This is a genomic window from Stutzerimonas stutzeri, assembly GCF_024448935.1.
GTDB classification, from domain to species: Bacteria; Pseudomonadota; Gammaproteobacteria; order Pseudomonadales; family Pseudomonadaceae; genus Stutzerimonas; species Stutzerimonas stutzeri_AO.
This window is the reverse complement of record NZ_JAMOIE010000002.1, coordinates 17,024-29,305: the sequence shown is the minus strand read 5'-3', so window position 1 is coordinate 29,305 and position 12,282 is coordinate 17,024. Positions and strand designations below refer to the sequence as shown.

General features: G+C 61.0%; 13 protein-coding genes. 9 read left to right on the top strand and 4 right to left on the bottom strand.

From position 1 onward, the window contains the following. Positions 1-15 precede the first annotated feature (15 nt). Positions 16-1,080, top strand: coding sequence for a class II fructose-bisphosphate aldolase (gene fba / locus NA637_RS00735; protein WP_256070487.1), 1,065 nt, complete (start codon positions 16-18; stop codon positions 1,078-1,080). Positions 1,081-1,154: 74 nt separating this feature from the next. On the opposite strand, the gene NA637_RS00730 is transcribed toward fba, so the two are convergent. Then, on the bottom strand, positions 1,155-1,532 hold the full coding sequence (locus tag NA637_RS00730) for a response regulator (RefSeq protein ID WP_256070573.1): 378 nt from the start codon (positions 1,530-1,532) through the stop codon (positions 1,155-1,157). 215 nt (positions 1,533-1,747) lie between these two features. Here NA637_RS00730 and NA637_RS00725 point away from each other — a divergent pair, with 215 nt between their 5' ends. The 5 genes from NA637_RS00725 (at position 1,748) to NA637_RS00705 (ending at position 4,385) form a co-directional block, all read left to right on the top strand. Continuing rightward, on the top strand, positions 1,748-2,368 hold the full coding sequence (locus tag NA637_RS00725; RefSeq protein ID WP_256070486.1) for a class I SAM-dependent methyltransferase: 621 nt from the start codon (positions 1,748-1,750) through the stop codon (positions 2,366-2,368). A gap of 203 nt (positions 2,369-2,571) precedes the next feature. Then, the gene (locus NA637_RS00720) at positions 2,572-2,850 is read left to right on the top strand and encodes a DUF3509 domain-containing protein (RefSeq protein WP_256070485.1); all 279 of its coding nucleotides are present in this window, start codon (positions 2,572-2,574) and stop codon (positions 2,848-2,850) included. A 115-nt stretch (positions 2,851-2,965) separates the two neighbouring features. Continuing rightward, positions 2,966-3,439: a hemerythrin domain-containing protein gene (locus NA637_RS00715; protein ID WP_256070484.1), complete on the top strand. Its 474-nt coding sequence runs from the start codon at positions 2,966-2,968 to the stop codon at positions 3,437-3,439. Between the two features lie 331 nt (positions 3,440-3,770). Next, positions 3,771-4,133: a hypothetical protein gene (locus NA637_RS00710; RefSeq protein WP_256070483.1), complete on the top strand. Its 363-nt coding sequence runs from the start codon at positions 3,771-3,773 to the stop codon at positions 4,131-4,133. A 63-nt stretch (positions 4,134-4,196) separates the two neighbouring features. Beyond that, complete coding sequence (locus NA637_RS00705) at positions 4,197-4,385, top strand: hypothetical protein (RefSeq protein WP_256070482.1); 189 nt, start codon at positions 4,197-4,199, stop codon at positions 4,383-4,385. A gap of 38 nt (positions 4,386-4,423) precedes the next feature. On the opposite strand, the gene NA637_RS00700 is transcribed toward NA637_RS00705, so the two are convergent. After that, positions 4,424-5,608 (bottom strand): NAD(P)/FAD-dependent oxidoreductase, encoded by a 1,185-nt coding sequence (locus NA637_RS00700; protein ID WP_256070481.1) that lies wholly within the window; start codon positions 5,606-5,608, stop codon positions 4,424-4,426. Positions 5,609-5,767: 159 nt separating this feature from the next. On the opposite strand from NA637_RS00700, the gene NA637_RS00695 reads away from it, so the two are divergent. Next, entirely contained in the window at positions 5,768-6,529 is a 762-nt protein-coding gene (locus NA637_RS00695) for a substrate-binding periplasmic protein (RefSeq protein WP_256070480.1), read from the top strand. Here the strand turns inward: NA637_RS00695 and yccS are convergent. Next, positions 6,520-8,706, bottom strand: coding sequence for a YccS family putative transporter (yccS, locus tag NA637_RS00690; RefSeq protein WP_256070479.1), 2,187 nt, complete (start codon positions 8,704-8,706; stop codon positions 6,520-6,522). The two genes, NA637_RS00695 and yccS, sit on opposite strands and share 10 nt — an antisense overlap. A 598-nt stretch (positions 8,707-9,304) precedes the next feature. Then, positions 9,305-10,684 (bottom strand): ATP-dependent RNA helicase DbpA, encoded by a 1,380-nt coding sequence (gene dbpA / locus NA637_RS00685; protein WP_256070478.1) that lies wholly within the window; start codon positions 10,682-10,684, stop codon positions 9,305-9,307. Positions 10,685-10,830: 146 nt separating this feature from the next. Here dbpA and NA637_RS00680 point away from each other — a divergent pair, with 146 nt between their 5' ends. Beyond that, positions 10,831-11,352: an ATP-dependent zinc protease gene (locus tag NA637_RS00680; RefSeq protein ID WP_256070477.1), complete on the top strand. Its 522-nt coding sequence runs from the start codon at positions 10,831-10,833 to the stop codon at positions 11,350-11,352. 661 nt (positions 11,353-12,013) lie between these two features. Further along, the gene (locus tag NA637_RS00675) at positions 12,014-12,280 is read left to right on the top strand and encodes a DUF4212 domain-containing protein (protein ID WP_256070476.1); all 267 of its coding nucleotides are present in this window, start codon (positions 12,014-12,016) and stop codon (positions 12,278-12,280) included. Positions 12,281-12,282: the final 2 nt, after the last annotated feature.

Here is a 12,282-nt window from a genome sequence, read left to right as displayed (position 1 = left end):
GGGAGAAAGGAAAACATGGCACTCATCAGCATGCGTCAGATGCTCGACCACGCCGCCGAATTCGGCTACGGCGTGCCGGCCTTCAACGTCAACAACCTTGAGCAGATGCGAGCCATCATGGAAGCGGCCGACAAGACCGACTCCCCGGTGATCGTCCAGGCTTCGGCTGGTGCTCGTAAATACGCAGGCGCGCCGTTTCTGCGTCACCTGATTCTCGCGGCGATCGAAGAGTTCCCGCATATCCCGGTGGTCATGCACCAGGATCACGGCACCAGCCCTGACATCTGCCAGCGCTCCATCCAGCTGGGCTTCAGCTCAGTCATGATGGACGGCTCGCTGCGTGAAGACGGCAAGACGCCGTCCGATTACGAATACAACGTCCGCGTCACTCAGCAGGTCGTTGCCTTCGCCCACGCCTGTGGCGTGTCGGTAGAGGGAGAGCTGGGATGCCTGGGCTCGCTGGAAACCGGCATGGCCGGTGAAGAAGACGGCGTCGGCGCCGAAGGTGCGCTGGATCACAGCCAGCTGCTGACCGATCCGGAAGAAGCCGCTGACTTTGTCGCCAAGACCAAGGTCGATGCCCTGGCCATCGCCATCGGCACCAGCCACGGCGCCTACAAATTCACCAAGCCGCCAACCGGTGACACCCTGTCGATCCAGCGCATCAAGGAGATCCATCAGCGCATACCCGATACCCACCTGGTGATGCACGGCTCCTCCTCGGTTCCGCAGGAGTGGCTGAAGATCATCAACGAGTATGGTGGTGACATCAAGGAAACCTACGGCGTGCCGGTCGAGGAAATCGTCGAAGGCATCAAGTACGGCGTGCGCAAGGTCAACATCGACACCGACCTGCGTCTGGCGTCCACCGGTGCGATTCGCGAGTTCATGGCGAAGAACCCCAGCGAGTTCGATCCGCGCAAGTACCTGGCCAAGACCGTGACCGCCATGCGCGACATCTGCATTGCCCGTTACGAAGCCTTCGGCACCGCCGGCAACGCCTCGAAGATCAAGCCGATCTCCCTGGAAGGCATGTTCGAGCGCTACGCGCGCGGTGAGCTGGATCCCAAGGTCAACTGAGACGATGCGTGCATAAACGAGCCCGCCCAGTGCGGGCTCGTTGCATTATGAGGGGGCTAAATCAGCAGGGATCGCTAGGCCAACAACTGCTGGATCTGGCTGCGCAAGGTATCGAGCGAGAAAGGCTTGGCCAGAATCGGTGCGGAACGTGCGATATCGCTGCCCGACTCGTAGATTTCGATCGGGTAGCCGCTGATGAAGATGACCTTCAGGTCTGGCCGCAGCTTGAGCGCTGGCTCGGCAATCATCACGCCGGAAACGTCACCCGGTAATCGGAAATCAGTCACCAGCAGGTCAAGCTGTGGCTTGGTCGCCAATATGTCAAAAGCCTGAACGGAATCCGCTGCTTCAAGCACCTTATAGCCTTCGCCGGCGAGATAGTCAGATAACAGACAGAGAATGTGGGGTTCGTCCTCAACGAGCAGGACAACTTTGGCGGGTGCTTGGCTCATCGGAAGATTCTCGACGATTTTTATGAAAGTACTGTTTCGAACGGTATTAATTACCGCCAGACGAGCATGTTGGAGCGTTGTAGAGCTCTGCAAGTTCAGGGGTCCGCAGCGATCCGACAGGTCTTTGTTCCGTTACTACCGGGCCCCGATGCGCGTTGGCAGTCAGGCCATGCATCGCTAGGCTCGGAATTATTATCCATCTTTGGGAGCCCACCATGACTGACGAAAACGCCCATACCATCGCCGACCGGACGCTGGACGACTACCGCGCCAACGCCGAGGCCTTTCGCGACGGGACGCGCGATCATGATGTCAGCCAGAATATCGATGCCTTGCTGCGGCACATCCCCGGTGAGCCGCCATTTCGCATCCTCGACCTGGGCTGCGGGCCCGGGCGAGACCTCAAGACTTTCACGGCACGTGGCCATATCGCCGTTGGGCTGGACGGTGCCGAACCCTTCGTGAACATGGCACGCGCCGAGACCGGCTGTGAGGTTCTGCACCAAGACTTCCTGCAGCTGGATCTACCCGCCGAAGCGTTCGACGGCGTTTTCGCCAATGCAGTGCTGTTTCATCTTCCTAGCCGCGAAATCGCCTCGGTATTGCTGAAGCTGCATACGGCGCTTCGCGGTGGTGGGGTGCTGTTCAGCTCCAATCCCCGCGGCGACAATCAGGAAGGCTGGAGCGGTGCGCGTTATGGCACCTGGTATGACTGGCCGACGTGGCGCGGCTTGCTGCAATCGGTCGGCTTCATCGAGCTCGAACATTATTATCGCCCAGCCGGGTTGCCGCGCGAGCAGCAACCCTGGCTCGCCAGCGTCTGGCGCAAGGGGTGAGCCGGCGACAGCGGTAGTCGGCGGTTGTTCACTGGGCAGAGCAGAATGCATGCCAGGAACAGCGGGTTCATGCGTTTTGCATGCATACAAAACGCTATTATGTGACGTAAGTCACTGAATTTCGTGTACATATTGATCTCTACTGGGTTGGCACGAACGCTGCTCCTGCTATGGATGCTGGTCCATAACCGGAGTACACAATAATGATCGCCGCTGAAAAAACTCTCGCTGCCGCGTTTCCTGAGTTCGAAGTGCTCACTGCTCCTCGTCCGGATGGCGGGCTGCTACTGACGCTGCGTAACGATGATCGGGACATCATCAAGCGCGCGCTCTCGAAGGGACAGACCCAGGCCGACATTCAGCTGGAATGGGTCATCAGCTCCATTCGTCGTGACCTGGCGCTGGAGGCTGGCATGTCGCCTGCAATCGCCCGGTTGCAGAGCCAGAGTCGCACCGAGCTGCCCACCTACGAGTACGCCTGAACCGAGCGGTCGGCCCGCAGGCCGACCGCACTCGCTGCGCAATCCAGCGCAGGCGATCCGACCCGGCCGAAGCGCCTGGGTGCTTCGCGAAGCCTGACAGCGATGAGGAAACCCTATGAACGCCATCGACCTGCTGATCGACGACCACCAGAAAGTGAAGGATATCCTGACGCGCCTGACCGATAGCACTGAGCGCGCCGTCAAGACCCGCACCGAATTGCTGCAGAAACTGGAGATGGAAGTCACCATCCATACCCGGCTCGAAGAGCAGATCCTTTATCCCGCCTACAAGGAAGCCGGCAGCAAGGAAGAGCTGAAAATGTTTTATGAGGCCAAGGAAGAGCACCGCGCGGTGGATTCGCTGGTACTGCCCGACCTCAAGGCCACCGATCCATCCAGCGTCGAGTTCTCCGGGCGCGTCAAAGTGTGCAAGGAGTTGCTTGAGCATCACATCGAGGAAGAGGAATCGGAGATGTTTCCCAAGGCTCGCGAGCTGTTCGACAAGGCCCGGCTGGAAGAAATGGGCCAGCAGATGTCCGAATTGCGAAACCGCTTGAAGAAGGAACTCAGTGCCAGCCAGGCTGCCTGATTCGTTCCGTTGCCGGGGCGCAGCGCCCCGGCGCCGCAGGGTTTTGTGCAATTGCCTGAGCTGTTGGTTCAGGCGCTGCACCTGTTCACTTAGTGAACTGTCCGGCTCCGCCATACTCTTTTACCAACCGATTCCGGATTCGCGTGGGGTGGGCCGTCTTGGCTGTCTGGCAGCTGGCGTGCCCCTTAACCAGGCGCCGTTGAGCGGTCGACTTGGCCTCGCCCGTTCGCGGGGGGGCACTCTCGCCCCGCCGCAGGGTCAGTTTCAAGAAGGATTCGAATATTCGTTTTGCCGGCGCTGCCCGTCGGCTTCAACTCGTGGAGGTGACACCATGCGTCTTGCATATCTATCTGCCCCTATCCTGGGCCTGCTATTGGTCGGCTGTGGCCCGGACGAACCTGAACGTGAACAAACGCCGCCGCAGCCCACTACAGAGCAGCCAACGCCACCACAACCGAGCAGCACACCGCCGGCCAACACTGGCACTGGCACTGGCGCCGGAACGGGTGCAGGGCCGGGCACTACGGGCACCGGGACTGGTGCAGGTGCGGAGACCGGCACCGGAACCGGCATGACGACCGGCTCGGGCAATATGGACACGGCGCCCGCTGACAATGGTAGCGGTCTCGGTACCGAATCGGGTTCCGGCACCGCCCCCAACCCCACCGGTACCGGTACCGGTTCCTCGCAGTAAGAAGCTCAGTCAGCTCGTCAGGGCGTCTCGCGACTTGCGAGGCGCCTTCTGAAGGAGGTCTGCATGAAATCGAAATGTATCGCTGTCGCCACCGCGTTATCGCTTTCGCTGATGCTGGTCGCCTGTTCGCCAGATGACGAACCCTCGGCGCTGGACAACAACAGCGAGAACCAGCAGGAATACCAGAACACCGCGACCGACCCGGCCGGACCACGCGAGGTTTCGCCGCCGTCAAATCTGCCTGGCGAATGATCGAGCGTCCCGGGGTCGGAAATCACCGCCGTGGGCCATTATACGTATTGCGCCGCGGCATAGCCGGACGCCCAGGCCCACTGGAAATTGAAGCCGCCCAGATGGCCGGTGACATCCAGCACTTCGCCGACGAAGTACAGCCCCGCCGCTTTTTGCGACTCCATGGTCTTCGAAGACACCTCTCTGGTATCCACGCCGCCGAGGGTCACCTCCGCGGTGCGATACCCCTCGGTCCCGGCCGGAACCAGCTGCCAGCTGCCGAGTTTGGCGGCCACTTCCTGGAGCTCGGCTGGGCTGTACTGCTTCAGTGGTTTGGACACGAACCAATGCTCGGCCAGCAACCCTGCCATCTTACGAGTGAACAGCTCATTGAGCAGAGTCCTCAGCTCGGTGTTGGGCCGCTCGCAGCGCTGCTCGTCCAGCCATTCGGGTAGGTTCAGGTGTGGCAGCAGGTTGATCTCGATGACATCACCCGGCTGCCAGTACGAAGACACCTGCAGGATCGCCGGCCCGGAGAGTCCGCGATGGGTGAACAGGATGTTTTCTCGGAAGCTCTGGCCATTGCAACTGACCAGACAGTCCTCGACCGAAGTCCCCGACAGCGCCTCGCACATCGACTTCAATTGCGGCTCGGTGATGGTGAAGGGCACCAGGCCGGCGCGGGTCGGCAGCACGGTGTGGCCGAACTGCCGGGCAATCTGGTAGCCGAAGCCACTGGCGCCCAGCGTTGGGATTGACAGCCCTCCGGTGGCGATCACCAACGACTGGCAGGTGAGGTCGCCGATGCTACTGCGCAACAGATAGCCGTCTTCGGTTTTCTCAACGGACTGCACGGCGGTGTTCAGATGCAGGCCGACTCCGGCCTGCTGGCACTCGTCGAGCAGCATGTCGAGGATGTCGCTGGCCTTGTTGTCGCAGAACAGCTGACCGAGTTTCTTCTCGTGATAGGGCACGCCGTGGCGGCTGGTCATCTCGATGAAATCCCATTGGGTGTAACGTGCCAGAGCTGATTTGCAGAAATGAGCATTGGCGGACAGAAAGTTGGCGGGCTCGGTGTAAATATTGGTGAAGTTGCAGCGCCCGCCGCCCGACATGAGGATCTTCTTGCCGGCCTTGTTGGCATGGTCCAGCAGCAGTAGCTGACGGCCTCGCGCCGCCGCTGTGAAAGCGCACATCAAACCGGCTGCGCCTGCACCAATCACTACCACGTCCGTCTGCAACACTGCTCACCCCGGTCACGCCTGAAAACGCGGCATGGTACTCCCCCGGCTCGGTAGATGCAGTGCCCCTCGGCGATCGGAACGGCCAGCCTCGGATAAGCGGCCTGATTTGTACTTGGGGCCGACGGTACCTGGCCATTATCAAGAGCGGGACAGAACGTCGTGAAACGAACATGGACTCTGCTGTTGCTGGCGCTACTGACGATAAGCACGTTCACGGCTCAGGCTGAGGTGCTGCGTCTGGCTGGCAACGTCTGGCCGCCGTATACGGACCAGCGCTTGCCTGGCGGTGGCCTGTCGGTGGAGCTGGTTCGAACTGCCCTTGGTCGCGCGGGCTACCAGGTGGATTACATCGAGGTGCCCTGGGAGCGCGCCCTGCTGGGCCTTCGGTATGGCCGATACGACCTGGTCAATGCCTGGCCCGCCTCGGGCCGGATGGAATACGGCAGCTACTCGCGGCCCTTTCTGACCAATCGCGTGCGCTGGATTCGGCGGCGCGACCAGCACATCGCATACAGCGGCCGGGACAGCCTGATTCCGTATCGAATCGGGCTGGTTCGGGGTTACGCCTACAGTGAGGCGTTAGAGCACGATGCCCGGCTGAACAAGGGCTACGCTGCCAACTTCGTTCAACTGGCCAAGATGCTCGGCGCGGGACGCATCGACCTGACGCTGGAAGATGAGCGCACGGTGTTGTTTCATCTGCACCGAGAACTCAGGGATCTGCAGGACGCCTATCGGTTTGTGCCTGGGGCGTTCAGCTTGCTGGACCTCTCGCTGGTGGTGCGTACTGACCATCCGCAGCGGGAGGAGATCCTCGCCACGTTCAATCGTGAGATCGAAGCGATGCTGGCGGATGGCAGCTATGCCGAAATCTTCCATCGCCATGGGCTGCCGGCCCCAGTGTCGCTGCCTCAGCCCTGAGGTGTCGGTAGCTGGCGAACCAGGTGGCTGGCCATGCTACGCAGCGGCGCCAGCTGCCGGCAGATCAGACCCAGCTGGGTCTGTAGCAGGCGGTGTGCATCGTCCATGTCATCAGGCGCCTGCTCGAGCTGCTGGGCAAGGGCCTCTTCGTCTTCGCTGTATACGGCCACCGGCTGATTGCACTGCAAGGATACAGCCAGTTCGTCGAGGCTATCGGCCAGCCGCTTGGCGGCGCTTTCCAGCATTTCGTCACGCGCATCGTCGGGCAGACTCTCGCGGTGGGCGCCCAAGCCCGACAGGTAGTTGAGCAACGTGTGCGAGAGGATCAGAAAGCGGAATCCGGTCTCGGCGTCCTTGCGAAAGTGCCCCGGTTCCAGAAGCATGTTGGACAGCGTCGTGGACAGCGCCGCGTCTGCGTTATGTGCATTGCGCCGCGCCAGTCGGTACGCCAGATCGTCTCGTTTACCGCTCTCGTACTGGCGCATGATCTGGCGCAGGTAGTCGGCACTGCGACTGAGAGTATTGGCGACGACCTGATTAAGGCGTCGGCCCTGCCAGTCGGGAAGGATCAGAAATACCGCGGCCGCGGCGATCAGGCTGCCTAGCAGTGTATCGACCAGGCGCGGCCAGATCAGCCCATAGCCGTCACCGACCTGGTTGAAGCAGAACAGCACCAGCAGCGTGATCGCCGCGGTCGCCAAGGTGTAGCGGCTGCTACGCGTGGCGAAGAACACCACGCCGGCAACCACGGCAAATAGCGCCTGCACCTGCTGGCTCGGGAACAGATCGAACAGCGCCCAGCCCACAACCAGCCCCGCCACGGTGCCGGTCACGCGTTGCACCAGTTTGATTCTTGTTGCACCGTAGTTCGGCTGGCAGACGAAGACCGTGGTCAGCAATACCCAGTAGCCTTGCTCCGGGTGGATCGCATGGAGCACCGCATAGCCACACACCAGCGCCAGGCTCATGCGCAGGGCATGGCGGAAGAGCAGAGACGTGGGAGTCAGTTGCAGGCGAATCCGAGACAGGGCGTCACGCACCGATTGCGGTTCGCGGTCCAGCAGGCTGCTGTCCTGTTCCCCTTCCAGGGCGTCGGGGTTGGTCGCCATGGATAGCTGGCGCTGGATGGTCGCCAGATTGCCGGACAATGCCCGCAGTGAGCGCAACAGCCCGCGCCACGCCGGGTTGCTCTGCAGCCGCAGGTGTTCGAGCGAAGACTCCAGATCCGCCAGTGCCTGTGCATTGGCTTCGCTGTAGCGAAACGGCTGACGCAGCTGGACGGCATTCGCCAGGTCCGCGCAAGCCACGCCCTGCAAGCGCAGCAGTCTGCCGCAACGAAACAGTACGTCGCTGTGGAAAAACGCCTCGGCCAGCTCCTGGTAAGGATAGTGCGAGGAGCTGACGCGCTCGTGCAGGTCCTGTGCAAGGAAGTAGAGCTTGAGGGAGTGGCTGATCTTCGCTCCGGGCCGGCCATTGCCCAGGCGATGCAGCAGGGTTTCCTTGGTGGCATTCAGCGCGCTGACCACCCGGCCGTTCTGCTGCGCCAGTTGCAGGCGACGTTCTTCCACGTCCAACTGGCGCACCGGCTCGAACAGGGCGGCCTTGAGTTTGTAGTACTGCCCCAGCTCCCGGTACAGGCGAGCCAGACTTTGCTGTACGGGCTGGTGCGCAAAGAGCGCATTCCAGACAACGGAAAGCAGGCCGTACCAGGTCGCGCCCGCCACTAACAGCAGCGGGTCGCGCCAGGGATACAGCGCCTCGCCGCCACGCTGGTCGGCTGCGATCATGCTGTAGATCGACAGAATCAATGTCGCCTGGGCGATGGTCGCGTAGCGTTCGCCCAGCGCACCGAGCATCACCAGGCCGAACGCTGCTGCCGCCATGCCGAGCGCGAAGAGCAGAGGGAAGGGGAACAGCAGCTGCACCGAAGCCGCGGCAATGCTGAAGCACAGCAGTGTGACCAGCAGCGCCGATAACCGCCCTAGCCAGCTGTCGTCGGTTTCCGCCAAGGCGCTGGCAATGACGCCGAGGAACAAGGGAATCATCATCGATGGCTGGGAGAGGTACCAGCTCAATCCCATGCTGCCGGCCAGTGCGATCAGTACGCGAAGGCTGTAGCCGAACTTGTCCAGCGCCCAGAGCTGGCGCAGGGAATGGCTGAGCGAGGGTGAGCGCATAAAAACGAGTCGGACCTGGCTGGGATAAGAGGAAGGTAGGACGTCGGCCGTGGGCTGATGTCACGGCAATCGAAGCAAAGCTTATACCGTCCATCCGTCTCGCATCGTCGGAACGAAACCGCACGGTCATCGTTTAGCTGCATTCGTCAGGCTTCATTCATGCCGCCCCCTCCCATTCCTGTAAAGAGGACACCGCAAGAACCGTGAACACGATGCCAGCCGCCGCCGTCCTCGTCAGCACGCCGTTTCTCGGCACGCTCGAAGCCTTCGCCGTGGGTAACGCACAAGGTCGCGGCGCCGGCCTGGTCGCAGCAGCTACGGCCCGACCAAGGACCTGAGCACCGGCCTGGAATTGCTCCAGCTGCCCGATGGGTTCCAGTACAAGAGCTTGTTGCCATCTGGGGTCCCTGGGCTCGCGGGTCGTTGTAAGCGATAAAGACGATAAAAGCGCTGCAGGCCGGAAGGCGGGACGATCAGAAGCAGCTTGAAGCTTGAGGCTGGAAGAAAAATCTTGACAGGATTGGCAAGACCTGAACATGCGCCTCCAGCCTCCAGCCTCCAGCCTCCAGCCTCCAGCCTCCAGCCTCCAGCCTCCAGCTTATAGCTGCCTAACCTTCAACGACCGTCCTTTGATCTTTCCGGCATTCAAGCGGTTGAGCGCCTGCCTGGCGACATCGCGCTCGACTGCAACGAATGCCTGGAAATCGAAGATCGCGATCTTGCCCACCTGCTTGCCCGCAATTCCCGCATCGCCTGTCAGCGCGCCGAGGATGTCGCCGGGGCGCAGCTTGTCCTTGCGGCCTGCGCCGATGCACAGCGTCACCATCGGCGGTTGCAGCGGTTCGCCTGGCTGCCCTTTCAGATCACTCAGGGGCTGCCAATTGAGCGGCGCTTTCTGCCGGTCCTCGATGGCCTGGGCGCGGTGGCCTTCGGCTGGGGCGACCAGGCTGATGGCGATGCCTTTCTTGCCGGCGCGACCGGTACGTCCAACCCGGTGAATGTGGATTTCGGAATCACGCGCCAGCTCGACGTTGATCACCATGTCCAGCGCATCGATATCCAGACCGCGGGCCGCGACGTCGGTCGCGACCAGCACCGACAGGCTGCGGTTGGCGAACATGGCCAGCACCTGGTCGCGGTCGCGCTGCTCCAGATCGCCGTTCAGCGCCATGGCAGAGATACCCTTCTCGGTGAGAGCGTCGACCAGTTCCTGGCACTGCTGTTTGGTAAAGCAGAAGGCCACGCAGGTCTCGGGTCGGAAGCTGGCGAGGATGCGAATAACCGCCTGCATGCGCTCTTCCGGATCGATCTCGTAGAAGCGCTGCTCGATTTGGCTGTCGTCATGCAGGGCTTCGACCTTGACCTGCTGCGGATCGCGCATGAAGGCCGACGCCAGTTGCTTGATGCCGCTGGGGTAGGTCGCCGAGAACAGCAGGGTTTGCCGCTTGCTCGGGGTCTGCCCGATGATCTCGGCAATCGCATCGTAGAAACCCATATCGAGCATGCGGTCGGCTTCGTCGAGGATCAGCTTGTTGAGGCCGTCGAGTTTCAGCGTGCCCTTTTTCAGGTGTTCCTGAACGCGCCCAGGCGTGCCGACGATGATATGGGCGCCGTGCTCCAGCGAGCCGATCTGCGGGCCGATGGAGACGCCGCCGCAAAGCGTCAGGATCTTGATGTTGTCTGCCGAGCGCGCCAGCCGGCGCAGTTCCTTGGCGACCTGATCGGCCAGCTCGCGGGTGGGGCAAAGCACCAGCGCCTGACAGCCGAAATAGCGCGGATTGATTGGCTCCAGCAGGGCAATACCGAAGGCGGCGGTCTTGCCACTGCCGGTCTTCGCCTGCGCGATAAGGTCCATACCTTTAAGCATGACCGGCAGGCTTTGCGCCTGAATCGGTGTCATTTCGGCATAGCCGAGCGCGTCGAGGTTGGCCAGCGTTGCAGGGCTGAGGGGCAGGGTGGCGAAGGCTGAACTGGGCACGGTATTGGTCTGCTGGAAAAAGTGAGGCGCAGTCTAACAGGCGGCCCGCACCCACGCGTGCTGCCGATGGCCCGACACAACGGGCGGAACGGATCGCGGCGACAGCCGGTCCCACTGAAGTCGATATCAAGAGTCAGGAGGCCGTTTTGTCCCGTTTGTTGTTGTTACTGAGCGCTTTAACCCTTCCCGCCGTTGCCGCTGAGCCAACCCTGTTCGGCCGCTATGAGCAGATCAAGATCGAAGACTTGGGCAAGACCCTCAAGGCGAAGATGGACACCGGTGCCATGACAGCTTCACTGTCGGCGCGCGATATCGAACGCTTCGAACGAGACGGCGAAGACTGGGTGAGATTCCGCCTGGCAGTCGAAGGCGCCGACGACACGCTGTATGAGCATCGGCTGGCGCGTATCGCCGAAATCAAGACCCGCAAAGAAGAGGCGGTCGACCCGGACGACGACAGCGATGTGGAGCGTGGGCCGGATGTAGCCGAGCGGCCGGTTGTCGAGATGCGGTTATGCATCGGTGACCAGCTACGCGAAACCGAGGTCAACCTGACCGACCGTAGCCACTTCCGCTATCCGCTATTGATAGGTGCGACGGCAATTCGCGACCTGGAGGCGGCAATTGACCCTGCCCAGAAATATACGGCTGGGCGTCCCACCTGCTAGTTCGGCTCGCTTCCTGCGAGCCAGGCGGGCGCGGATGCTAATAGCCTCACGCGCCCGACGCACCCATTTGCCCCTATGGTTTGTCGCAGCCCCATTCGTACATGGCGATGCGCACTAACGATCATTGGCGTTGACAAGCCTGGCACGGCTTGTAATCAAAGCCTGATCTCGGTCTGTTATTCAAGTCGCGCATCTTTATTATCACTTGTCTTGGTTTGTGCCCTATGCGAAGGATAAATAGAAGTTGTCTTGCGCCTTTACTACTTCCGGCTCATGTGTCGGATTAATAAACACGTATTCGACGACTGAAACCCTTGGTTCAACGTTTGTTTCGTTTTCGTGACCGACGAGTCAGGTAAATATGATCGTTTTTGCGCGCGGCAAGCGGCTCGAAAGAGCGAGCTCCATTTCCCTGAGGGGCTGGCAGAATCGCTCAGCGTATGGCTTGAGGATCGCGTGGCCTCGCCACTACCAGGATGCTGGCATGTCCTGCAGGGACAGGAGGGGCCGGTCAGGTGACGGTGACGGTTGGGGTGTCGTTTTAGCGCGTGTTGCAGAGCCCTTCAGACTAAAGTCGGGGCTATCTTTTCACGACCCAACCTTGCTAGATTCACGATGTGGTTCCCTTCACCCGTAATAAAAAAATAAGGCGGAGAACGTCATGGCCGACGACGACGACAAAAAAAATGCTGATGCGTACTGGAAGGCGAATGTTCGCCTCATAACATGGAGCTTGGTAGTTTGGGCTCTTGTCTCATATGGTTTCGCCATTCTTCTGCGCCCTTTGCTGGCGGGTATCCCGGTCGGGGGAACTGACCTGGGATTCTGGTTCGCTCAACAGGGTTCCATCATTGCGTTCATTTTGATCATCTTCCACTACGCGTGGCGGCTGAACAAAATGGACAAGGAATTCGGGGTCGAGGAATAAGC